At 61.0% G+C, this 23,628-nt stretch carries 20 protein-coding genes; 8 read left to right on the forward strand and 12 right to left on the reverse strand.

The features are described 5' to 3' along the window. The first annotated feature begins 221 nt into the window (after nt 1-221). Complete coding sequence (locus FPT15_RS02665; protein ID WP_145158282.1) at nt 222-1,535, forward strand: autotransporter domain-containing protein; 1,314 nt, start codon at nt 222-224, stop codon at nt 1,533-1,535. A 79-nt stretch (nt 1,536-1,614) separates the two neighbouring features. Here FPT15_RS02665 and oadA read toward each other — a convergent pair whose 3' ends face one another. Together oadA and FPT15_RS02675 are read right to left on the reverse strand one after the other, a co-directional pair. Further along, the gene (gene oadA / locus FPT15_RS02670; protein WP_145158285.1) at nt 1,615-3,423 is read right to left on the reverse strand and encodes a sodium-extruding oxaloacetate decarboxylase subunit alpha; all 1,809 of its coding nucleotides are present in this window, start codon (nt 3,421-3,423) and stop codon (nt 1,615-1,617) included. An 11-nt stretch (nt 3,424-3,434) separates the two neighbouring features. Next, nucleotides 3,435-4,850 carry an acetyl-CoA carboxylase biotin carboxylase subunit gene (locus tag FPT15_RS02675; protein ID WP_003213442.1) on the reverse strand — a complete coding sequence of 472 codons (1,416 nt, stop codon included), beginning with the start codon at nt 4,848-4,850 and terminating at the stop codon, nt 3,435-3,437. A gap of 195 nt (nt 4,851-5,045) precedes the next feature. Here FPT15_RS02675 and FPT15_RS02680 point away from each other — a divergent pair, with 195 nt between their 5' ends. Continuing rightward, complete coding sequence (locus tag FPT15_RS02680) at nt 5,046-6,020, forward strand: LysR family transcriptional regulator (RefSeq protein WP_145158288.1); 975 nt, start codon at nt 5,046-5,048, stop codon at nt 6,018-6,020. Here the strand turns inward: FPT15_RS02680 and FPT15_RS29935 are convergent. From FPT15_RS29935 to FPT15_RS02695, 3 genes are all read right to left on the reverse strand, one after another. Continuing rightward, on the reverse strand, nt 5,950-6,144 hold the full coding sequence (locus FPT15_RS29935; RefSeq protein ID WP_145158291.1) for a PA3496 family putative envelope integrity protein: 195 nt from the start codon (nt 6,142-6,144) through the stop codon (nt 5,950-5,952). The two genes, FPT15_RS02680 and FPT15_RS29935, sit on opposite strands and share 71 nt — an antisense overlap. A gap of 221 nt (nt 6,145-6,365) precedes the next feature. Then, on the reverse strand, nt 6,366-7,232 hold the full coding sequence (gene hexR, locus FPT15_RS02690) for a transcriptional regulator HexR (RefSeq protein ID WP_010168370.1): 867 nt from the start codon (nt 7,230-7,232) through the stop codon (nt 6,366-6,368). Nucleotides 7,233-7,394: 162 nt separating this feature from the next. Then, nucleotides 7,395-10,268: a GGDEF domain-containing phosphodiesterase gene (locus tag FPT15_RS02695; protein ID WP_145158294.1), complete on the reverse strand. Its 2,874-nt coding sequence runs from the start codon at nt 10,266-10,268 to the stop codon at nt 7,395-7,397. Nucleotides 10,269-10,547: 279 nt separating this feature from the next. Between FPT15_RS02695 and uvrD the strand changes: the two genes are divergently transcribed. The 3 genes from uvrD to FPT15_RS02710 all read left to right on the forward strand — a co-directional run bounded on the left by uvrD (nt 10,548) and on the right by FPT15_RS02710 (nt 14,369). Continuing rightward, nucleotides 10,548-12,731 carry a DNA helicase II gene (gene uvrD, locus FPT15_RS02700; protein WP_145158296.1) on the forward strand — a complete coding sequence of 728 codons (2,184 nt, stop codon included), beginning with the start codon at nt 10,548-10,550 and terminating at the stop codon, nt 12,729-12,731. Nucleotides 12,732-12,956: 225 nt separating this feature from the next. Then, the gene (locus FPT15_RS02705) at nt 12,957-13,826 is read left to right on the forward strand and encodes a Tim44 domain-containing protein (protein ID WP_145158299.1); all 870 of its coding nucleotides are present in this window, start codon (nt 12,957-12,959) and stop codon (nt 13,824-13,826) included. 135 nt (nt 13,827-13,961) lie between these two features. Then, complete coding sequence (locus tag FPT15_RS02710; protein ID WP_017135771.1) at nt 13,962-14,369, forward strand: SMI1/KNR4 family protein; 408 nt, start codon at nt 13,962-13,964, stop codon at nt 14,367-14,369. Between the two features lie 162 nt (nt 14,370-14,531). Here the strand turns inward: FPT15_RS02710 and FPT15_RS02715 are convergent, their stop codons facing one another. Further along, the gene (locus tag FPT15_RS02715; RefSeq protein WP_145158302.1) at nt 14,532-16,295 is read right to left on the reverse strand and encodes a cation:proton antiporter; all 1,764 of its coding nucleotides are present in this window, start codon (nt 16,293-16,295) and stop codon (nt 14,532-14,534) included. A 292-nt stretch (nt 16,296-16,587) separates the two neighbouring features. Between FPT15_RS02715 and FPT15_RS02720 the strand changes: the two genes are divergently transcribed. Beyond that, nucleotides 16,588-17,073 (forward strand): acyl-CoA thioesterase, encoded by a 486-nt coding sequence (locus FPT15_RS02720; RefSeq protein WP_076013223.1) that lies wholly within the window; start codon nt 16,588-16,590, stop codon nt 17,071-17,073. A 113-nt stretch (nt 17,074-17,186) separates the two neighbouring features. Here the strand turns inward: FPT15_RS02720 and pdxY are convergent, their stop codons facing one another. After that, a complete protein-coding gene (gene pdxY, locus FPT15_RS02725) occupies nt 17,187-18,059 on the reverse strand; it encodes a pyridoxal kinase PdxY (protein WP_106575928.1) in 873 nt (290 codons plus the stop codon). 117 nt (nt 18,060-18,176) lie between these two features. Here pdxY and FPT15_RS02730 point away from each other — a divergent pair, with 117 nt between their 5' ends. Next, a complete protein-coding gene (locus FPT15_RS02730) occupies nt 18,177-18,572 on the forward strand; it encodes a DUF3301 domain-containing protein (RefSeq protein ID WP_145158305.1) in 396 nt (131 codons plus the stop codon). On the opposite strand, the gene FPT15_RS02735 is transcribed toward FPT15_RS02730, so the two are convergent. From FPT15_RS02735 to dksA, 4 genes are read right to left on the reverse strand one after another with little or no spacing between them, the layout of a single operon-like run. Next, nucleotides 18,566-19,528 carry a GTP-binding protein gene (locus FPT15_RS02735; protein ID WP_145158308.1) on the reverse strand — a complete coding sequence of 321 codons (963 nt, stop codon included), beginning with the start codon at nt 19,526-19,528 and terminating at the stop codon, nt 18,566-18,568. The genes FPT15_RS02730 and FPT15_RS02735 overlap by 7 nt on opposite strands. A 44-nt stretch (nt 19,529-19,572) precedes the next feature. After that, a complete protein-coding gene (locus FPT15_RS02740) occupies nt 19,573-20,217 on the reverse strand; it encodes a DUF1826 domain-containing protein (RefSeq protein ID WP_145158311.1) in 645 nt (214 codons plus the stop codon). Then, complete coding sequence (gene zigA, locus FPT15_RS02745) at nt 20,217-21,422, reverse strand: zinc metallochaperone GTPase ZigA (protein ID WP_145158314.1); 1,206 nt, start codon at nt 21,420-21,422, stop codon at nt 20,217-20,219. The genes FPT15_RS02740 and zigA overlap by 1 nt, the downstream gene beginning before the upstream one ends. 27 nt (nt 21,423-21,449) lie before the next feature. Further along, the gene (gene dksA / locus FPT15_RS02750) at nt 21,450-21,854 is read right to left on the reverse strand and encodes an RNA polymerase-binding protein DksA (protein ID WP_145158317.1); all 405 of its coding nucleotides are present in this window, start codon (nt 21,852-21,854) and stop codon (nt 21,450-21,452) included. A 126-nt stretch (nt 21,855-21,980) separates the two neighbouring features. Here dksA and FPT15_RS02755 point away from each other — a divergent pair, with 126 nt between their 5' ends. Beyond that, a complete protein-coding gene (locus FPT15_RS02755; protein WP_145158320.1) occupies nt 21,981-22,349 on the forward strand; it encodes a glutamine synthetase in 369 nt (122 codons plus the stop codon). On the opposite strand, the gene FPT15_RS02760 is transcribed toward FPT15_RS02755, so the two are convergent. Beyond that, nucleotides 22,346-23,557, reverse strand: coding sequence for an N-acetylmuramoyl-L-alanine amidase (locus FPT15_RS02760; protein WP_145158323.1), 1,212 nt, complete (start codon nt 23,555-23,557; stop codon nt 22,346-22,348). The genes FPT15_RS02755 and FPT15_RS02760 overlap by 4 nt on opposite strands. Between the last annotated feature and the right edge of the window lie 71 nt (nt 23,558-23,628).

Below are 23,628 nucleotides of genomic sequence, written 5' to 3' on the forward strand. Positions count from 1 at the left end.
GCCGCTGTCATCTCCCCGGCGCGCCACAGCCTGGGCCTGGGCTACACCGGCGAGATGGGTAGCAACAGCCGCAATCACGCGTTGGTCGGCCAATGGCAGATGAGTTTTTAATCGCTCAGCACTAAAGACAACTCCCGCGAATCAGGGGTCGGTAGCCTGACAGTTATCGCCCCTTCATCTCGCTAAATTCCCGGCCTCTTATTCCATGAGGCTGGATTTACATGTCACTTGCACAAAAACAGTTCGCTATAGCCCTTACCCTCATGCTGGTGGTCACTGCTGCTCCGTTTGCACAGGCGCAGAGGAACCTGGAGCACGACAGCGACTGGCTTAACGAGATCCCTCTGGGCGACCTGCCCGCCGTGCACGACCGCGCGCCTCCCGTGCCTGGCGATGAGTTCTACTTCGTCGAGCATGCCACCACCCATAACGGTAAACAGGCGGCGATCATGCTCGATTACGCCATTGATCAACTGTTGGAGTCTGGCGCGCTGGGCAAGCGGGAACAGGATGCACTTGAGCACCTGGGCAGTTACCTGGGCAGCCTGGCGCCAGGCAACGTCGGCGCGGTGCTTGAGCAATTGGCGGGCAGCCAGCATGCCAACCTGAGCACCGCCACCCAAGACAGCCTGAAACAGCTGAACGCCAACCTGCTGTCGGCGATCCGCGAGCTGAGCGGCCAGACACGCGAAGGCGCTAGGGTGTGGCTCAACGGCCTGGGCAACAGCGGCAAGCTCGACGACCAGCGCGGCAGCGCCGGTTTGCAGCAACGCACACAAGGCTTGATGGTCGGCGCCGACTGGTCGGTGAACCCCGCCTGGCGCGTCGGCGTCATGGGGGCCAAGTCAGGCAGCAACCTGAACGCCAAACGTTTCAAGGCCGAACTGGAAAGCTGGCACCTGGGCGCCTATGCCCTGCGCCAGGACGGCCCGCTGGCACTGCGCCTGGGGGCGATTTACAGCCACCACGACGGGCGAAATAAACGCAGCGTCGACGTCGATTTCCTCAACTTGCGCAACCAACTCAAGGGCAAGTACAGCGCTCAGAGCCAGAACGCATTCGTCGAGTTGGGTTATCAGCTGGGCGGTGCCGCAATCAGCATCGAACCCTTTGCCGGTCTCGGTTGGCAGCGCTATCACCGCGACAGCTTCACGGAAAAAGGTGGCGTGACAGCCCTGAACGTCGGCGAACAAACCCAACAGAACCTGGGCAGCACCTTCGGCCTGCGCCTGTCGAGCCTGTATGCCCTGGGCAATCAGATGAGCCTCACGCCCCACTTGAGTACACGCTGGCAGCACCTCTATGGCGACGTCAGCAGCACGGTTCGCCAATCTTCGGCATGGGATAAACGCGATGATTTCGACAGCGGCTTCACCCTCAAAGGCACCGCCCTGGATCGCAACAGCCTGGGCCTGCGCGCCGGTCTCGACCTTGCACTGTCGACCCAGCACACGTTGGGCCTGACCTACACCGCTGACGTTGGCAGCAATAGCCGCAACCAGGGGTTGATGGGCCAATGGGCCATGGGCTTTTGACCCACGCTTTATTTCAGGCGAAAAAAAAGGGGGGCACCTGCCCCCCCGAGGATTAAGCGGTCGTCTTGAAGGCTGTTATTCAGCCTTCGATTTCAATCAGGATTTCGCCAGGGTTGACCCGGTCGCCCTTGGCCACATGAACGGCAGAAACTTTGCCGGCAATCGCGGCCTGCACTTCGGTTTCCATCTTCATGGCTTCGGTAATCAGTACGGCCTGGCCAGCCTTGACCACGTCGCCTTCCTTGACCAGCACGTCGACGATATTGCCCGGCATTGCCGTGCTGACATGGCCCGGCTCGGTCGCGTGCTTGCGCTTGCTGCCGCCGCTGCTGACGAACTCGTTGAGCGGTTCGAACACCACTTCTTCGGGCATGCCGTCGATGGACAGGTAGAAGTGGCGCTTGCCTTCGGCCTTGACGCCAACCCCGGTGATATCCACGCGGTAGCTTTCACCGTGCACGTCGATCACGAACTCGGTCGGCACGCCTTCGCCACCGGCGCGCGCTACGCCGCCGGCCTCAGGAATCGGCAACAGCACTTCCGGGCTCAAGGTGCCGGCGTCACGCTCCTCAAGGAACTTGCGCCCGATGTCCGGGAACATCGCATAGGTCAGCACGTCTTCTTCGGACTTGGCCAACGTGCCGATTTCGCCGCGCAGCTTGGTCATTTCCGGCTTGAGCAGGTCAGCCGGGCGGTGGTCGATCACCTCTTCGCTGCCGATGGCCTGGCGGCGCAGTTTTTCATTCACGGTGCCCGGCGCTTTGCCGTAGCCGCCTTGCAGGTAGAGCTTCACTTCATTGGTGATGGTTTTGTAGCGCTCGCCGGCCAGCACGTTGAAGAACGCCTGGGTGCCGACGATCTGCGAGGTCGGGGTAACCAGCGGTGGGAAACCGAGGTCTTCACGCACGCGCGGGATTTCGGCCAGCACTTCGCTCATGCGGTTCAGCGCGCCCTGCTCTTTCAATTGGTTGGCCAGGTTGGAAATCATCCCGCCCGGCACCTGGTTGACTTGTACACGGGTGTCGACCGCCGTGAATTCGCTTTCGAACTGGTGGTATTTCTTACGCACGGCGTAGAAATACAGGCCGATTTCCTGCAGCAGCTCCAGGTCGAGGCCGGTGTCGAATTCGCTGCCTTTGAGGGCGGCAACCATCGACTCGGTACCTGGGTGGCTCGTGCCCCAGGCGAAGCTGGAGATGGCGGTGTCGATGTGGTCGGCACCGTTTTCGATGGCCTTGAGTTGGCACATCGCGGCCAAACCCGCGGTGTCGTGAGAGTGGATAAAGATCGGCAGGCTCTGCTCGGCTTTGAGCGCCTTGACCAGCTCGCCCGTGGCGTACGGCGTCAGCAGGCCGGCCATGTCTTTGATGGCGACCGAGTCGCAGCCCATGGCCTCCATTTGCTTGGCCTGGGCCACAAACGCGTCGATGGTATGCACCGGGCTGGTGGTGTAGGCGATGGTGCCTTGGGCATGCTTGCCGGCGGCTTTCACCGCTTCGATGGCCACGCGCAGGTTACGCACGTCGTTCATGGCGTCGAAGATGCGGAACACGTCGATGCCATTCACGGCCGCCTTGGCGACGAAGGCTTTGACCACGTCGTCGCTGTAGTGGCGGTAGCCCAGCAGGTTCTGGCCGCGCAACAGCATTTGCAGGCGGGTGTTGGGCAATGCGGCGCGCAGTTTGCGCAGGCGCTCCCATGGGTCTTCTTTGAGGAAACGTACGCAGGCGTCGAAGGTCGCGCCGCCCCAGACTTCCAGCGACCAGTAGCCGACTTTGTCGAGCTTGTCGCAGATCGGCAGCATGTCGTCGGTGCGCATGCGGGTCGCCAGCAACGACTGGTGGGCGTCGCGCAGGATAGTGTCGGTTACGAAGATCTTTTTAGTCATTGGAATATTCCTCACAGGCCTGCGTGGGCGGCGATGGCGGCGGCGATGGCCAGGGCCAGCTCTTCGGGTTTGCGCTTGATCGAGTAGTTGGTCAGCTCAGGGTGGCTTTCCACGAAACTGGTGTTGAACTGCCCGCTGCGGAATTCCGGGTTGCGCAGGATTTCCTGGTAATAAGCGGCGGTGGTCTTCACGCCTTGCAGGCGCATGTCGTCCAGGGCGCGCAGGCCGCGGTCCATGGCTTCTTCCCAGGTCAACGCCCACACCACCAGCTTCAGGCACATGGAGTCGTAGAACGGCGGGATGGTGTAGCCGGTGTAGATCGCCGTGTCGGTACGCACACCGGGACCGCCGGGCGCGTAGTAACGGGTGATCTTGCCGAAGCTGGGCAGGAAGTTGTTTTTCGGGTCTTCGGCGTTGATGCGGAACTGCAACGCGAAACCCCGGTGCTGGATGTCTTCCTGTTTTACCGACAGCGGCAGGCCCGAGGCGATGCGGATCTGCTCACGCACGATGTCGATGCCGGTGATTTCCTCGGTGATGGTGTGTTCCACCTGCACGCGGGTGTTCATCTCCATGAAGTACACCTCGCCCTCGGCGAGCAGGAACTCCACGGTGCCGGCGTTCTCGTAACCCACGGCCTTGGCGGCACGCACTGACAGGTCGCCGATGTAGGCGCGCTGTTCCGGGGTCAGCTGCGGGCTTGGAGCGATTTCGATGAGCTTCTGGTTGCGGCGCTGGATCGAGCAATCACGCTCGAACAGATGCACCACGTTGCCAAAGCTGTCACCGAGGATCTGCGCTTCGATGTGCTTGGGATTGACGATGCATTTTTCCAGGAACACTTCCGCCGAACCGAAGGCCTTGGTGGCTTCGGAAATTACGCGAGGGAAGGCTTGTTCGAGTTCTTCGCGGCTGTTGCAGCGACGGATACCACGCCCGCCGCCACCGGAGGTGGCCTTGAGCATCACCGGGTAACCAATGCGGTCACCTTCGGTGAGGGCTTCGGCGATGTCGGCAACGTTGCCTTCGGTGCCGGGCGTCACGGGTACGCCGGCCTTGATCATGCTGCGGCGCGCTTCGGTCTTGTCGCCCATGCGGCGAATCACTTCGGCCGACGGGCCGATGAATTTGATCCCGCGTTCGGCGCAGATGTCTGCCAGTTCGGCGTTTTCCGACAGGAAACCGTAGCCGGGGTGCAGCGCATCACAGCCGGTTTCCACGGCCAGGTTCACCAGCTTGCGCGGGTTCAGGTAGCCGGCCAGAGGCTCGGCACCAATGCTGTGGGCTTCGTCGGCACGTTTGACGTGCAACGCATGGCGGTCGGCGTCCGAGTACACCGCGACCGAGCGAATGCCCATCTCGGCGCAGGCACGCACGATTCGTACGGCAATCTCACCACGGTTGGCGATCAGGATCTTTTTTATCACTTGGAAATTCCCTTGAGCCGATTGCTGCGTCTTCAACCCGATGAGTGCGGGTCGGCGCGTGACCAAATGTTTCATGACAGTCGCGAGACACACACTAGGCGCAACGGAGGATTAACAAAAATCAATAATTATTGGGTTGTGTATAAGTAAACACTTATAGTTGGACGAACGGCATGGGGCGAGAGGATTCAGATAATGCGTAAGTCATTGATGCGTATGACATTACGCCAGTTGCAGATTTTCAACGAAGTCTGTGATTTGCGCTCCTACAGCCGTGCCGCCGAGGAAATGTCCCTCACACAACCGGCCGTAAGCCTACAAATTCGTCAGCTGGAAGAGCTGATCGGCCAGCCGTTGTTCGATTACGTCGGCAAAAAACTCTACATGACCGAGGCCGCCGAAGCCTTGCAGCGCGCCAGCCGGGATATTTTCGGGCGCCTGGAAAACCTCGATATGCAGCTGTCGGACATGCAGGGCTCGCTGCAGGGCCAGCTGAAGCTGGCGATCGAATCCAGTGCCAAATACTTCGTGCCGCACCTGTTTGCCGCCTTCAAGCGCCAGCACCCCGAGGTGCAGTTGCACCTGACGGTGGTCAATCGCGCTCAAGTGATTCGAAGGCTTTCAGACAACCGTGATGACTTGGTGATCATGTCCATGGTGCCGCAAGACATGGGCCTGGAATTTCTGCCGTTCCTGAACAACCCGATTGTCGCCGTGGCGCCGCTCGACCACCCCTTGAGCCTTCAAGGCCCGCTGCGCCTGCAGGACCTGGAACCTTACACGCTGCTGGTGCGCGAGCCGGGTTCCGGCACGCGACTGGCCTGCGAGGAGTACTTCAAGGAAAAGCGCGTGCATTTCACCCAAACGGTGGAAGTGGCCTCGGCCGAGGCGCAGCGTGAATGCGTGAGCGCGGGGTTGGGCGTGGCGCTGCTGACGCGCCACGCGATCAACCTGGAACTGGCCACCGGCGGGCTCAAGGAGCTGCCGGTGGAAGAACTGCCGCTGTACCGCAGTTGGTGCCTGGTGCAGGCCAAGGCCAAGCGCCTGTCACCGGTGGCCCATGCGTTCCTGGGCTTTATCCGCAGCGAGCGGGTGCAGATCAGCGCGTTGGCTGAGCGTTTCGCTGGGCAGCCGCGGGTGCCTGCCAGTGGAGTTCAGGGTAGTCCGTGATGCTCTGGAGCAGTTGGCGCTCTTCGCAACGGTCTTCGATTGCGCGACGAAACGCCATGCGGCGCTGGTCTTCTTGCTGACGACGGGTTTTGACGGTGCTGCTGTCTTCGTATTGCCGGGCCATGTTGAGTCTCCCAATGCGAGTACGGGGAGTTCAGGATGGGCGCGGCGGATGACGGTTTGGCGGCGTGGGGGTTACAGGACGATGAATATTCCGAAATTGAAGGAGATTCCCTGTGGGAGCTGGCGTGCCTGCGATGCAGGAACCGCGGTTTTTCAGTTAAACCGAGATGACGCTATCGCAGGCAAGCCAGCTCCCACATTTGGACCGGGTGCGACCTTGAATCAGTCGTCGAGGGCTTTGACCGATTTTGGCGAGAGACGCAGGCTGCGCAAGCTGCGCTTCACGCTCTTGAGGTGGTTGACCAGGCTCGGGCCGCGCGCCATGGCCACGCCCATCGCCAGCACGTCGATCACCACCAGGTGGGCGATGCGCGAGGTCAGCGGGGTGTAGATTTCGGTGTCTTCGTGCACGTCGATCGCCAGGTTGACCGTCGACAGCTCTGCCAATGGCGTCTGGCTTGGGCACAGCGTGATCAGCGTCGCGCCGCTTTCACGCACCAGGTTGGCGGTGATCAGCAAGTCTTTGGAGCGACCGGACTGGGAGATGCAGATCGCCACATCCGTCGGCTTCAGCGTGACCGCCGACATCGCCTGCATGTGCGGATCGCTGTAAGCCGCTGCTGTGAGCAGCAGGCGGAAGAATTTGTGCTGGGCGTCCGCAGCAACGGCGCCCGACGCACCGAAGCCGTAAAATTCGACGCGCTGGGCCTGGGACATTGCGGTCACGGCCTTCTGCAACTCCACCGGGTCGAGCTTTTCTCGCACTTCCATCAGGGTGTGCAAGGTGGTGTCGAAGATTTTCAGGCTGTAGTCGGCGACGGAATCGTCTTCGTGAATCGCAAATTGCCCAAAGCTCGCACCCGCCGCCAGGCTCTGGGCCAGCTTGAGTTTCAAGTCCTGGAACCCGGAGCAACCGATGGCGCGGCAAAAACGCACGATGGTCGGCTCACTGATGCCCACGCTGTGGGCCAGGTCGGCCATGGAACTGTGCATCACGGCCGCAGGGTCAAGCAGCACGTGATCGGCAACCTTGAGTTCCGATTTGCGTAACAGGTGGCGCGACTGGGCGATATGTTGCAACAGGTTCAAAGGGCAGGACTCTTGTCATTGGCAGGCGCCAGGGATGTAGCAAGCTTGTAGTTATACTACAAGAATTGCCGTTTTGCCCGTCCGATGCATCACTAAATCGCCCTGATGCCCTTTGAATCAGCGGGCAGCCGCCGTGTAGCCACACAGGCGGGCTGGCCGTCTTTAAGGAAAGTCTGCATTTTTGCGTAACAAATCTGCCAGCCCCTCGGCCTCCACCGGCCGACTGATCAGATAGCCCTGCACCTCGTCACAGCGCTCCCCTCGCAGGAAATCCAGCTGCTGCTGATCTTCCACCCCTTCGGCCACCACCTTGAGCGCCAGCCCATGGGCCATGGCGATGATTGCACGCGTAATCGCGGCGTCTTCGCGGCCCTGGCCCAGGCCGCGAATGAACGTCTGATCGATCTTCACGTAATCCACGGGAATACGCTTGAGGTAGCTGAGGGACGAGTAGCCGGTGCCAAAGTCGTCAATGGCCAGCTTCACGCCCAGGTCGCGCAGTTGCTGGAAGGTGACAATGATGTGCTCGACGCTGTCGAGCAACTGGCTCTCGGTCAGCTCCAATTCGAGGTATTGCGGGTCAAGGCCGGTTTCTTCGAGCACCTGGCGCACCAGGCTGACCAACTTGCCCTGGCGCAACTGGTGCACGGAAAGGTTCACCGACACCCGAATCGGCGCCAACCCCTGGCGCTGCCATTCGCACGCCTGCCAACAGGCTTGGCGCAAGACAAATTCGCCCAGCGGCACGATCAGGCCTGTTTCTTCGGCCAGGCCAATAAAGTCCCCCGGCGGCACCATGCCCCACTGCGGATGCTCCCAGCGAATCAGCGCCTCGGCGGCGTTCAGCTTGCCCGTGGTCAGGCACAGTTTCGGCTGATAGAACACCGTGAGCTGGCGTTCGTCGATGGCCTTGCGCAAGTGGTTCTCCAGCTGCAAACGCTCAAGCGTGCTGGCTTGCAGGCTGTCGGTGTAGAACTGGAAGTTATTGCCGCCCAAGTGCTTGGCATGTTGCATGGCCATGTTCGACTGACTGACCAACGCGGAAATTTCCCGCGCATTGTCCGGCAGCAGGCTGACACCCATTGAGGCGCTGACCACCAGCTCATGCCCGTCTACCGTCACTGGCACCCGCAGCTTTGCCAGCAGCCGCGTGGCCACTCGCGCCAGGCTCGACAGGTTGCCGTAGGCGTCGAACAGCACGGCGAACTCATCGCCTGACAGACGCGCAATGGTGTCAGCCTCGGGCAACGCGTTGATCAGGCGACGCGCCATTTTCTGTAACAGCTGGTCGGCGACTTCATGGCCCAGGCTGTCGTTCAGCAACTTGAAGCGGTCCAGGTTGATATGCAGCAGCGCCAGGCTACGCCCGCCCTGACGCACACGCGCATGGGCTTCGCGCAGTCGCTCGCGGAACAGTGAACGGTTGGCCAGGCCCGTCAACTCGTCATAGTGCGTGAGGTAGCGCATGCGCTCCTCAGACTCACGCCGCGCCGACAGATCGGCGAAGAAGCCCACGATATGGCTGACATTTCCGCGAACATCGCGCACCACGTTCAGTTGCAGCCATTGCGGGTACAGTTCGCCATTCTTGCGTGTTTCGACCAACTCGCCCTGCCAGGTACCGTGGCTGAGCAGGGCCTGGCGAATCACCGGAAAGTGACGACGGGCGTCGCGGCTGCTGGGCAGTTCCACGACGTTGCGGCCGAGCATGTCGTCGATTTCAAAACCGGTGACACGGCTGAAAGCCTGGTTGACGGCGATCAGCGCATAGTTCGGGTCAAGAATCACGATGCCTTCGCTGGCCGCCTCGAACACGGTCGAGGCCAGCCGCTGCTGTTCTTCCAGGGCCTTGCCGGCGCTGATGTCGCGGCGGGTGCCAAGCATGCGCGTTACCCGCCCACTGGGCGAACGCTCCACGGCGCGGCCGCGGTCTTCGATCCAGACCCAGTGACCGTCGCCGTGGCGCACGCGGTATTCAACCTGATAGTCCTCGGTACGGCCTTTGAGATGCTCCACCAGTGCGCGCTTGAGCAGCGGCAAGTCGTCGGGGTGCAGGCGCGGCTTGAGGTGGCTGAGCATTGCCGTGACGTATTCAGGTTCAAGGCCGAACAACTCTTTGAGCTGAGTGTGATGGACTTCGTCGGTTTGCAGGTTCCAGTCCCACAGCCCCAGTTCGCTGGCCTGCAGCGCCATGGCCAGGCGCGCTTCACTTTTATTCAGGGCCAGGCTGGCGGCGTCCAGTTCCTGGTTGCGTTGCGCCACGCGGTCTTGCAGACCGATCTGGGCCTCGCGCAGGTCCTGTTCGACCTGGCGGCGCTGCTCGACTTCGCGCACCAGCTCCTGATTCAACTGTTCGCTGCGCTGCTGCGCCTGCTGTAAATGCTCGATCAGCGCCTGGTTCTGAAAGCGTCGCAGCAGGCCACGCTGGATCAGGCGGTTGACCTGCCACGCCACCAGGCTCAGAGAGCCCAGCAGGATCAGGCCAAGCACGCCCCAACCTTGCTGCTGCGCCGTGCCGTTCCAAAACAGATAGAGGATGGCCGGCACCAGACACGGCACGGCAAAGGACAGGAATGCGGGCAGGCTCACCGCGTAGGCGACGCTGGCCGACAGCGTCGCCGCACCGATCAGGCCGAACACCCAGGCCTGCTGCATGAAGCTGTCCGCCGGCACCAGCGCAATCGCGGCGGTGGCTAACGTCAGGCCACTGACCGCCGAGCCGAGCATGAACATGCGCCGCCAGATCGGTTGGGCCTGGCGGCTGGGCATGGCCGAATCAAACGCGGCCACTTGGATAACGCGCAAGGCCACCAGGGCGAGCAGCCAAACCAGCCACACGCTGTCCAACAGATATTGCTTGGGGTTCCACAGCAACCAGGCGCAGACCAGGCCGTTCACCAACATCAATAAAGTCGGCAGCAATGAGCCCTGGTACAGCAGGCGAGTGCGTTCGACCGCCATCTCGGTTGCGTAACGTTTACGAATGATCTGCGCAGGCGCCGCCGAGGGGCCGAACAGGTCAGGACTGAGAGTCATAGGCAGTGTTCTTATAATGGTGAGCCCGAAACGTGCACGGAGCATACACAAGCAAACGCTTGGGCCAAACTGCTCCAAGTCATAAAAACCGCACGATAATCCGCCGCAAAACTCGGAGCCAGACAGCTTGAGCGAGGTGCTGCGCGGGCTGTGGCCTATGACCGACCGGTCATCAGCCCCGCCAGAATGTTCGTCCGGCTCCAAACACGCCCGACGTTTTCGAGTGACCACCCGGCATTGGGATTTGCCCCACTCCCCCGGGCACCCTAGAATGCGCCGATGCGCGATGATCTCTCCCTTTTGCTGAACTCCCTCAACGATGCCCAACGCCAGGCCGTAGCAGCCCCCGTTGGCCGTCAGTTGGTCCTGGCCGGTGCTGGCTCCGGTAAAACCCGAGTGCTGGTGCACCGTATCGCCTGGTTGATCCAGGTTGAAAACGCGTCCCCGCATTCCATCCTGTCGGTGACCTTCACCAACAAGGCTGCTGCCGAGATGCGCCACCGCATCGAGCAGTTGATGGGCATCAGCCCGGCCGGCATGTGGGTGGGCACTTTCCACGGCCTGGCGCACCGCTTGTTGCGGGCGCATTGGCAGGAAGCGGGGCTGAGCCAGACCTTCCAGATCCTCGACAGCGATGACCAGCAGCGCCTGGTCAAGCGCGTGATCCGCGAGCTGGGCCTGGACGAACAGCGCTGGCCCGCGCGTCAGGCGCAATGGTTTATCAACGGCCAGAAAGACGAAGGCCTGCGCCCGCAACATATCCAGGCCAGTGGCGATTTATTCCTGGCCACCATGCGCAGCATTTATGAAGCCTACGAGGCCGCCTGCGTGCGTGCCGGCGTGATCGACTTCTCCGAGCTGCTGCTGCGCGCCCTCGACCTGTGGCGCGACAACCCAGGCTTGCTGGCGCATTACCAGAAACGCTTCCGGCATATCCTGGTGGACGAGTTCCAGGACACCAACGCCGTGCAGTACGCCTGGTTGCGCTTGCTGGCCAAAGGTGGCGACAGCCTGATGGTGGTGGGCGATGACGACCAGTCGATCTACGGCTGGCGTGGCGCGAAAATCGAGAACATCTACCAGTACTCCGACGACTTCCCGGACGCGATCACTATCCGTCTGGAGCAGAATTACCGCTCCACCGCCGGCATCCTCAAGGCTGCCAACGCACTGATCGCCAATAACACCGGGCGCATGGGCAAAGAGCTGTGGACCGACGGCGGCGAAGGCGAAGCGATCAACCTGTACGCCGCGTTCAACGAGCACGATGAAGCGCGTTATGTGGTGGAAACCATCGAAAGCGCGCTGAAAACCGGGCTGGCGCGTAACGATATCGCTATCTTGTACCGCTCCAACGCCCAATCGCGGGTATTGGAAGAAGCCCTGCTGCGCGAACGTATTCCGTACCGCATCTATGGCGGCCAACGCTTCTTCGAGCGTGCGGAAATCAAAAACGCCATGGCGTACCTGCGCTTGCTGGAAGGCCGTGGCAACGATGCGGCGCTGGAGCGGGTGATCAATGTTCCGGCACGTGGCATCGGCGAGAAAACCGTCGAGGCCATCCGCGACCACGCACGCCACGCCGATGTGTCGATGTGGGAAGCCATGCGCTTGCTGATCGCCAATAAAGGCCTGACCGGCCGCGCTGCCGGTGCCTTGGGTGTGTTCGTTGAGCTGATCGAGAACCTGGCCGCCAAATGCGCGGAAATGCCGCTGCATTTGATGACCCAGACCGTGATTGAGCAATCGGGCCTGATCGCCTATCACGAAGCGGAAAAAGGCGAGAAGGGCCAGGCGCGGGTAGAAAACCTTGAAGAACTGGTCAGCGCCGCCCGCGCGTTCGAAAACACCGATGACGATGAAGAGCTGACGCCGCTTGCTGCCTTCCTCGGGCATGCGTCGCTGGAAGCCGGTGATACCCAGGCCGATGAGCATGAAGACAGCATCCAGCTGATGACCTTGCACAGTGCCAAGGGCCTGGAGTTCCCGTATGTGTTCCTGGTGGGCATGGAAGAAGGCCTGTTCCCGCACAAGATGAGCCTGGAAGAGCCCGGCCGCCTTGAGGAAGAACGCCGCCTGGCTTACGTGGGCATCACCCGTGCCATGCAGAATCTGGTGATGACCTACGCCGAAACCCGACGCCTGTACGGCAGCGAGACCTACAACAAGGTGTCGCGCTTCGTACGTGAAGTGCCGAAGGGACTGATCCAGGAAGTCCGCCTGTCCAACAGCGTCAGCCGCCCGTTCGGCGGCGGCCAGCAGCAAAATTCCAGCACCCTGTTTGCCGGCTCCGAGATTCCGGAAACCCAGTTCAGCCTTGGCCAGCAGGTCAGGCATTCGGTGTTCGGCGAAGGCGTGATCCTCAACTTCGAAGGCGCGGGTGCCCAGGCGCGGGTGCAGGTGAATTTCGCCGAAGGCTGCAAGTGGCTGATGATGGGCTACGCCAAGCTCGAAGCAATCTGAAACACTGCATGCTCACTGTCAGGCGCCCGGCTAGCCGGGCGCCTGCAATGTGAAGAATCGTGCCCCTCCCTTGTTTTTCGCCCGCTCGGGCCAATATCTGTAACTAGTCCTACAGACCCTTCGGAATTGGTCTTACGTAAAAGCCCGAAACATTATGCCGCTAGCCACTGTCACGACACCTGTGCAACATGGCGCGCGTGCAATCCACAAATGGGAATTCCCTTTATGAAACGTTTTCTTAGCATCGCCATGGCGTTGTGCATCGGCCTGACGATGAGCCTCGACGCCAACGCCAAGCGCTTCGGTGGCGGCAAAAGCATGGGCTCGGCACCGACTCACCAGACCAGCCAAATGGCTCCTTCCGCCGGTGCCGGCGGTGCTGCGGCAACTGCAGGTGCAGCCGGTGCCGCTGGCGCGGCTGCCAAGGCCGGCGGTGCTTCGCGCTGGTTAGGCCCTCTGGCCGGTATCGCCGCCGGTGGCCTGCTTGCGTCCATGTTCATGGGCGGCGGCTTCCAAGGCATGCAGATCTTCGACATCCTGATCATGGCGGTCATCGCCTTCCTGATCTTCCGCTTCATCGCCGCCCGTCGCCGCAAGCAGCAGGAGCACATGGCTCCAGCCGGCGCGCCGATGCAGCGTGAAGTATTCGAGCAAAAACCAGCCATGGGTTCGATCTTCGGTGGTTCGGGTGCACCTACTGCCGCCCGTCCGGTAATCAATGCACCGGCCTGGTTCAACGAAGAGCGTTTCGTCGAAGCGGCCCGCAGCCACTTCCAGTCCTTGCAACAGCACTGGGACGCCAACGAAATGGACAAGATCTCCGAGTTCGTGACCCCACAACTGCTTGAGTTCCTCAAGCGCGAACGTGCCGACCTGGGCGACGGTTTCCAGTCGACCTACATCGACGATCTGCGCGTACAACTGGAAGGTGTGGATGATCGCGCCGACAAGACCATCGCCACCCTGACCTTCAGCGGCGTGTCGAAGACCTCGCGTTTCGACCAGGGCGAAGTGTTCAGCGAAAGCTGGAACATGGAACGCGCCCAGGGCGACAACCAGCCTTGGCTGGTCGCCGGTATCCGCCAGAACGGCTGATAACCGCACGCTTGAGCACTTGGTAATAAAAACCCCGGACATGTTCCGGGGTTTTCTATTTCGCGGTTGCACTTATAGCGAGCTACTGTATAAAACGCCCTATTAACCGCGCCAACTAGCAAGAGGATCCCGGCCGTGGAAGAAATCATCGAACAATTGCGTGAAGCCAACGAACCGGTCCCGGTTCCTCTGGAACTGCCTGACGAAGACCAAATTGTGGAAATCGAAGAACAACTGTTCATCGACATCCCGTTTGTCTTCCGCGAATTCCTGCTCACCGTCAGCGACGTGGTGTATGGCAGCCTGGAGCCGGTGACAGTTACCGACCCGCAGTCCCACACCTACCTGCCGGACGTTGCCGCCAACGCCTGGGATGCCGGTGTTGACCGCAGCATGATCCCGATCTGCCAGGACGGTGACGACTACTACTGCGTCGAAGAAGACGGCACCGTGGTGCTGTGGTCCGGCGAAGAAGAACTGGTTACCGAAGAAACCTGGGAATCGGTGTGGCACTGGGCGCGGGACGTCTGGCTGGAAAGCTGATTCCGCAAAGCTTTTGTGGCAAAGGAGCTTGCTCGCGCTGGGCTGCGAAGCGGCCCCAACCAGGGCGACGCGTTCTTTCAGATGTTGCGATGTGGCGGTTTTAGGGCTGCTGCGCAGCCCAACGCGAGCAAGCTCGCTCGCCACAAGAATGCGCCACTCGGCTTAGTGCTCCGGCGTGTCCTTGTGGTTATCCAGGGTCTCCAGCAAGGCAACCTGCATCCGCGTATGCACGCGGATGAACCACCGCCAGAGCACCGCCGCCACCGCTGCCGCCACCACGGCGATCAGCACCAGCAACTTGTTGGTTGGCAAGATACTGGCCGACAAGGCTGCCAGCAGCAGGAAAATCACCAGCAGCGACAGGATGGGGATCAGTTCGGCGATCACTCGTCGTACGCGCTGGGTATGCCTTCCGGCCATTTCCGGCTTGACGCTCATCTCTGCCAGCAACATCGACAGCGCCTTGAGCTTGCGATACGCCGCAATCAAAAACGGCAGCGACAACAGCAACGCCCCGCCCCAGATCAACGCCTTCTGCCAGCTTGGGTCACTTATCCAGCCCTCCAGATACCCACCGATGCGCGCCGCAAAAAAGCTGCCGGCAAAAAAGATCGCCACCACCAGCGCCAGGTTTACCCCCACTTGCAGGATGATCTTGCGAATCATCGACGCCAGCATTGCGCCCTCGCCCTGAGGCTGGATGCTGCGCAACCATTCGCCATACATACCGAACACCCGGCTCATGCGCTTGGGCATCACCGCCGCAATCTTCAACGATAACGGGTCGGCGCCGCGAATCAGGTACGGCGTGAGCAGCGTGGTGATCGCCGACACCGCCACGGCCACCGGGTAGAGGAAGTCGCTGGTCACCTGCAAGGTCATCCCCAATGCGGCGATGATGAAGGAAAACTCCCCAATCTGTGACAGCCCCATGCCTACGCGCAGTGAGGTGCGGCCGTCGTTGCCAGCGATAAACGCCCCCAGGCCACAAGACAACATTTTGCCCAGTACCACCGCCACGGTGATGACCGCGATGGGCCAGGCGTATTGCAGCAGGATCTGTGGGTCGATCATCAAGCCAATCGCGACAAAGAAGATCGCGCTGAACATGTCGCGAACCGGCTCGATCAGGCGTTCGATCTTAATCAACTGACGGGATTCGGCCATGATCGCGCCGATCAGGAACGCGCCCAGCACCATGCTGTATTCGAGCTTCACCACCAGCAGGCAGAAGCCGAAACACAGGCCGAGCACAGTGATCAGCAGCATCTCGTTACTGTCGAACTTGGCCACATAGGCCAGCAGGCGCGGCACCAGCAGAATGCCGATGACCAGCGCGACGATCATGAACAGCGAGAGTTTGCCGACGGTGGAAAACACCTCGCCGGAGCTGACCGTGCCGCTGACGGCGATGCTCGACAGCAAGGCGATGATGCCGATACCGAGGATGTCTTCTACGATCAGCACGCCGAAAATCAGCTGGGCAAAGCGCTGGTTTTTCATCTTCAGGTCGTTGAGCGCCTTGACGATGATGGTGGTTGAGGAGATCGCCAGGATGGCGCCGAGGAACAGCGAGTCCATGGTGTTCCAATCGAACCAGCGGCCGATTTCGTAGCCGATCCAGATCATCAGGATGATCTCGAGGAATGCGGCGATAAACGCCGTGGCGCCGACCTTGAACAGTTTGCGCAGGCTGAACTCCAGGCCCAGGCAAAACATCAGGAAGATCACCCCCAGCTCGGCGAGGGTCTTGATGGTGTCTTCGTCGTGGATCAGGCCGAACGGTGGCGTGTGAGGGCCGATGATGAACCCGGCGACGATATACCCCAACACCACCGGTTGCTTGAGGCGGTGAAACAGGATGGTGACAACCCCTGCCACCAGCATGATCACGGCCAAGTCCTGGATAAAGCTGATGGCGTGCATGGCGAGGGGCTCCTTGAAGGTACTGGCGCTTTTCCCACTTCCACCGGCGCCTATGAACGGTCGCAATAAGCGGAAGGAAAAGTCGGCCTTAATCGTAAGAAATGCCCTGAGACGGGCTTTTGAAGGTTAACACCGCGACTTCCGGCAGAAAGCCGGTGCAATATATGGAAACAGATCGGTGCAGGCGTGACGGCAAGCCGCCCACCGGCGTCCCGTTAGGGATGGCGCTGCAAAGATTTCAGCACCCGCAGAGGTGCCACCCCAACCGATGCCTACAACCCGTGAGTGTGCTATGGAACCCGGAAACGCCCAGCTGTCGATGACGGTACTGATGACCCCTGACATGGCCAACTTCTCAGGCAATGTTCACGGCGGCACCCTGCTCAAGTACCTCGACGAAGTGGCCTACGCCTGTGCGAGCCGTTATGCCGGTCGCTATGTAGTGACCTTGTCGGTGGACCAGGTGATTTTTCGCGAACCGATCCATGTCGGTGAGCTGGTGACCTTCCTCGCCTCGGTTAACTACACCGGCAATACGTCGATGGAGGTGGGCATCAAGGTGGTGACCGAGAACATCCGCGAGCGCTCGGTGCGCCATACAAATAGCTGCTTCTTCACCATGGTGGCCGTGGACGACCAGCGCAAACCCGCCGCCGTGCCGCCACTGCAGCCGCACAACAGCGAAGACAAGCGCCGGTTCGTGCAGGCGCAGCAGCGCCGGCAGATTCGCCAGGAGCTGGAAAAGCGCTATCAGGAAATCAAGGCAGACGGGCCGTAAGACCCGAGCTGCAAACCAGATCAAAATGTGGGAGCGGGCTTGCCCGCGATAGCGATCTGTCATGATCCACCGCTATCGCGGGCAAGCCCGCTCCCACATTGGGTTTTGTTGGGTTACAGACCGATCGGGGTGGCTTCGAAGCGCACGCGAGGATGGGCGATGCGGTCCTGGGCGCGGACCAGTTCCAGCTCGTAACTGGCGCAGGCCTGGGTTTCCAGCAGCACTTCATGCACCGCGGCGGCGGTGAATTCGAAGGCTGCCAGCAGGCTGTCACCCAGCAGCACCCGCGCCAGGAACAGCCCCGACGTCAGGTCGCCCACGCCCACCGGCTGACGCGGGAACGCCAGCAGTGGCCGACGCAGGTGCCAGCTGCCATCGGCAGTCACCAACAGCATCTCAAAACCGTCCGGCAGCTTGCCCGGATAATCCAGGTGCTTGACCAGCACGGCCTTGGGCCCGCGCGCCAGCAGCGCCTTGGCCATGCCCAGGCAATCGAACAGCGATTGCGGCTTGCGCCCGGCAAAGCTGTCCAGCTCCAGTTGGTTGGGGCAAAGGAAATCCGCCATCGCTGCCGCTTCGTCCAACAGGAAATCGCTGACTTCCTGGGGCACGATGCAACCCTTTTCCGGGTGGCCCATCACCGGGTCGCACAAGTACAAGGCCTTGGGGTTGATGGCCTTGATGCGCGCCACGCCGGTCAAAATCGCACGGCCTTGGGCTGCGCTGCCGAGGTAGCCGGACAGCACTGCATCGCAGTTACCCAACTCGCCGATTGCGGCAATCCCTTCTACCAGCGCCGGAATCTGCTGCGGCGCCAACACTTCGCCCGCCCACTGACCATACTGAGTGTGATTGGAGAACTGCACCGTGTTGAGCGGCCAGACATTCACCCCGACCCGCTGCATGGGGAACACGGCGGCGCTGTTTCCGGCGTGGCCAAAAACCACATGAGACTGGATCGCAAGCAGATGAGGTGTGCGTTTCATGCGGGAGATTTCCGTAAAGCCATTGAAATTCTGGCCGCGCAGTATGCGACTAAACACGGCCTGTACGACAGACCAGAGACACAGTTAAGCTGCTCTCACTTTGTTGGAGTTCATCGCATGCTGACCCTGGGAAACATCTTTGTGTTGATGCTGCTGGCGACCGGCGCCGCCTGGGTCTGGCACAACCACGGCCTGCGCGAGCGGGCGCTGGAGCGGGTCAAGCAGCATTGCGCCAAGCTCGATATCGAGCTGCTCGATGGCGCGGTGGCGTTGAAACGCATCGGTTTTGTGAGGGACGCCAAGGGTCGGCGACGTCTGGCGCGCATCTACAATTTTGAGTTCACCGTGACCGGCGAAGCACGCCATCCCGGGACGATCACTCAGTTTGGTGCTCACAGCGCGCAGATCGAACTGGCGCCCTACCCGTTCGAGATCAAAACGCCGTTGCCCAGCGCTGAAGTGATCGAGCTGAGCCAATGGCGCCAGGACCACGCCAGCAAGAACCGTCACTGACGGCAGGCGGTCAAGGCGTCCTGCAATGCAGCCACGTCCTGTGGCTGACTGAAGATCAATTCAATACGTGAGTCACGGCGCCATTCGCTCAGTTGCCAGAGGAGTGCGCCGTTATCCACAGCGTTGGCGCTGAGCCAACCTTCAGGGCTGTGGATAACCAGTTTGGCGCGGCGCCACACCAGACTTGTCAGCCAGCGGTTCAGGCGCACGGTGTCGAATTGCTGACTAGGGTGCCAACGCCAGCCGATGCTCCAGCCGCCCTCTTGAGCCAGGCTGAGGCAGATTGGCAGCGTCGGATCGGTCCAGATGGCTGGCATCTGCGCTAAGCCTTTGGGCGCATCGAAGTTATCCACAGCAGTGCGGCCTTGCGCGTCCAAGCCGGGCAACAGGTCGAGCGGCACGTGCGCCTGGCGCGTCCAGTAAAGCGGGCAGTCGGGTAATTGCTGTTCAATGGCCTGGCGCTGCGCGGCATCCAGCGCCTCATCCTTGTTCAACACCAACAGCCCGGCACTGGCCAGCGTCTCGCGTTGCGCATCAGGCAAGGGTTTACCCGCCGCCAGCGCCTGGGCATCCAGCACCAGTACGCACGGCTGGACCGCCAGCACGTCCTGCCACGGCGCCTGCCGCAGTTGCCTGAGCAACTGCGCCGGGTGGCCCAGGCCCGAGGGCTCGATAAACAGCCGATCAGGCTTGGCCTTACGCAGCAGGCGGCCCAGGCCTACCTGGAACGGTGCACCATTCACACAACACAGGCAGCCGCCTGCCACCTCGCCCAAGGCAATGCCGTCGTCATCCTGAGTGAGCAAGGCAGCGTCCAGACCGATCTGCCCGAACTCGTTGATCAACACGGCCCAGCGCTCGTTGGCCGGGCGTTGGGCCAGCAGGTGTTTGATCAGGCTGGTCTTGCCGGCGCCCAACGGCCCGGCAATCACGTGGGTGGGAATGTTCTGCAGCATCAGTGGCATCATTCAGACCGTGTAGAGAGCTTGATCCTACCCGGTTATGCGAGCCAATCCAGTGTCAGGATCAACCGTCGCTCATCAGCCTTGAGTGCAGGCGAGCGATGAATCAAGCCGTGAGCTTCGTTGCCATGCCATTGGGTGCCCTTGAGCATGGCGACTTCGCCACAGAGGATCTGCTCGATGCGTTCGGTGGGTTGCGCGTCCGACTGGGCCAGCTTACGGCGGTCCATCACACCTTCGCGCAGCCACTGGCTGCCAATGCCGGCGTAGGTGGTGATCAGTCGCACCGGCACGTGGTCAACGTGAAAACGCGGGCACATGGCCTTGTCCAGCAGCCGCAAGCGCACGCCAATGCGCTTGGCGCCCAGCAAACAGGCAAACGCGCTGACCAACCAGGACACATCGGCAATAAAGCCTTCGTAGCCTTCAAGGTCGCGGCAACTGGATGCCAAACCCTGCAAATTCGGTACAGCGTCTTCGTTGTTGAGCTCAATTACCCTGGAATCGGCCAGCGGCTCATTGAGCGCCACCAGCAGGGCACCGAATTCGGCGATATGCAGCGGCAGTTGACGCTGCCAAACCGCCAGGTTCACCCCGTCTTCCAGAATGTCAGCCAGCGCCAGCGGGGTTTCACCGCGCGTTTGGCGGATCACGGGGCGCAATGGGATAACCGGGGCCAGCATCAGGCGACCTGCTCGAGCCAGGGGCCAAAGGGATCAGCCAGCAGGCGCCAACCTTCAACGCCAACGGCCATTTCTTCATCGGTGAGCAAGCAGGCGTCCAGTTCGGTACGCATGTGGTTGAAGTCGATGTTTTGCCCGATGAACACCAATTCCTGGCGGCAATCACCGGTACTCAGCTGCCAGTTGGCCATGATCGCCGCCACGCTTTCTTGATCCTGCGGCCATTGGCTTTTCGGCACAAAACGCCACCAACGCCCGGCAAAACCATAGCGCATCAGCCCGCCAGCCTGGGACCAACTGCCTGCATCCTGATGCTTGCTGGCCAGCCAGAAAAAGCCCTTGGAGCGCAGCAGTTTGCCGTTCACCCACGGGCGGTCGATAAAGTCGAAAAAACGCTGAGGATGAAACGGCCGGCGCGCGCGATAAGCCGTGGAGGCGATGCCGTATTCTTCGGTTTCCGGCACATGTTCACCGCGCAGTTCCTGTAACCAGCCCGGCGCCTGGGCGGCGCGCTCGAAGTCGAAGCGGCCGGTGTTGAGGATTTTGTTCAGCGGCACTTCGCCCATGACCATCGGGATAATTTCGGCCTGAGCGTTGAGGCGTTCGAGAATCGCCATCAGTTCCTCGCGCTCACGGCTGCTGATCAGGTCGATCTTGCTGATCAGGATTACGTCAGCAAATTCGATCTGCTCAATCAGCAGGTCAGTGATTGAGCGTTCGTCCTCCTCTCCCAGGGTCTCACCGCGTGAGGCCAGGCTTTCGGCGGCCTGGTAGTCGAGCAGGAAGTTCATGCCGTCGACCACGGTGACCAGGGTGTCCAGGCGCGCGATATCGGCCAGGCTTTGCTCGTTTTCGTCGCGGAAGGTGAAGGTCTCGGCCACGGGTAACGGCTCGGAAATGCCGGTGGATTCGATCAACAGGTAATCGAACCGACCTTCTTTGGCGAGTTTTCCGACTTCTTCCAGCAAGTCTTCACGCAAGGTGCAGCAGATGCAGCCGTTGCTCATCTCCACCAGTTTTTCTTCGGAGCGGTTGAGGGTGACGTCGCGCTGCACCTCGCTGCCGTCGATGTTGATTTCGCTCATGTCGTTGACGATCACCGCCACTCGCAAATTGTCGCGATTGCGCAGGACGTAGTTGAGCAGCGTGCTTTTGCCGGCGCCGAGAAAGCCGGACAACACGGTAACGGGGAGACGATTGGGCATCAGGTGTTCCTCATCAGGGTTGGCCGGTCAAATCGCCCGTTGATGGCGTTCGCGCAGCTCTTCACGTTCTTTGGCTTCGATACTCAGGGTCGCTGTGGGGCGCAGCAGCAAGCGTTTCAGGCCAATGGGGTCGCCGGTTTCACGGCACCAGCCGTATTCGCCACGGGCCAGCAGTTCAAGCGCGTCGTCGATCTTGTCCAGCAGCTTTTTTTCGCGCTCCAGCAGGCGCAGTTGCCATTGGCGCTGTTCCTCGGCGCTACCCACATCGGCGGGGTCGCTGTTGGTTTCCTGCTCGCGCAGCACCAGGAACTCGGCTTCGATGCGCGCTTGCAGTTCAAAACGCTGGCCCAGCAGCAGCTCGCGGAAGAAGCCTTGCTGGGCTTCATTCATGTAATCGTTGGGCGATTGGGCAAGGAGGTCTTGTTCAGTCATGGAGAGCGGTTCACGGGTCAGGCTGTGTTTTTATGTTATAGTATAACAACACAAATAAGCCAATCCCCTTGCTCGTCACGACGAAGGGCGCAATGCTTGAACCCGTTCCAGCCCCCGAGAAACCTTATGAAATATCTGCTGTGCGCCCTGTTATTGGCAGTGGCAGGACCTGCCTGCGCACAAACGCCGACCCTGGCGGCTACCTGCGTACGCAGCGCCAACCTGCTGGCTTGCGTGGATCCGCTGGGGAATGCCTACAGCGTAGCGACTGCCGGCAGCACCACGTATTTGCGCGGTTTCGAGGTGATCGGTAAACGCTACTGGGCACAGACCAACAGCCGCTATGGGCAGCTGACGTTCTTTACCGGGTTGGCGTCCGATGGTGAGGCGTGGGTCGGCTACACGCGCCGCGTGGGCTGGACCACCATCAACCGGTTTTCCAGCTCAGGCGGCACCCGTGCGAAGTTCACGTGCAGCCGTATTACCGGCTGCTAGACCTGGCCGTTCTTCTGCTCCTGAACCCACGCCATGTAGCTGTTCATCGGCGGGTTCTTCTCGAAGTACTTTTTCAGGCCTTCGAAAAGCCCATCCGCCACCGCCTGTTGATGGCGCGCAGTGACTAGCCGCTGGGCGTCCTGGGTGTTGGAAATGAACCCGGTCTCGACCAGGATCGACGGCACATCCGGTGACTTGAGCACCGCAAACCCTGCCTGTTCCACGCGCTTCTGGTGCAGCGTGGTGATGTTTTGCAGGCTGCCCAACACCGAGCTGCCCAGCTGCAGGCTGGAGGCGATGGTGGCGTTCATCGACATGTCGAGAATCACCCCGGCCAGCATCGGGTCTTTGTCCTTGAGATTGAGCAAGGTGGTGGCACCCAGCAAGTCCGCGCCATTTTCACGCTGCGCCATGAAGCGCGCCGTGGCGGAGGTGGCGCCGCCTTCAGAAAGCGCATACACCGACGCCCCGGAGGCCGTGAGCCGTGGCGCGGCGTCGGCGTGCACCGAGATAAACATATCCGCCTTGTGCTGACGGGCGATGTCCACGCGCTTGCGCAGCGGTACGAAGAAGTCATCGTTGCGCACCAGTTTCACGTCAAAGCCTTTCTCACGCTTCAAGCGTTTGGCCAGCAATTGGGCGATGGACAACACCACGTCCTTTTCGCGCTGGCCCTTGGAACCGATTGCGCCTGGGTCTTTGCCACCGTGGCCGGGATCGACCACTACGATGATGTCGCGCTTGGGATGCGCCTTGTCCACCGGCGCCACCAGAGGTTGCGGCTGCGCGGCGATCTGGCGCGGCGCGTGGGTGGCGCTGCTCAGGTCGAGTACCAGGCGATGACCTTGGCCATCCTGCGGCGGCAACAAGAAGCTGTTGACCTGCATCGGTGCGGCCAGGTCCAGCACGATGCGCGTATCACCTTTGCCAAAATGCCCGGAGCGGATCGAAGTGATTCCGCTGTTCTTCAACGCCAGTTGCGAGAAATCGCCGCTGAGTCCGGCGCCGCTCAGGTCGATGATCAAGCGCTCCGGTGAGGTCAGGGAAAAGGTCTTGTATTGCACCGGGCCGCTGAGGTCGAACACCAGCCGCAGTTTGTCGTCGGAGCGCCACAGGCGCGCATTGCGAATCTGCGTGGCAAAAGCCCCCAATGGAAAGGAGAACAGAGGGCTGACCAGCAGCAGGTTGAGGAGCTGACGTCTGTGCATGACATATACCGCGAATAGAGGAGCGTCCCTGCTCGACATGACTGAAGAAAGGCTGGAGCAGAAAAATCATC

This window comes from Pseudomonas sp. RGB, from assembly GCF_007713445.1.
GTDB lineage: Bacteria > Pseudomonadota > Gammaproteobacteria > Pseudomonadales > Pseudomonadaceae > Aquipseudomonas.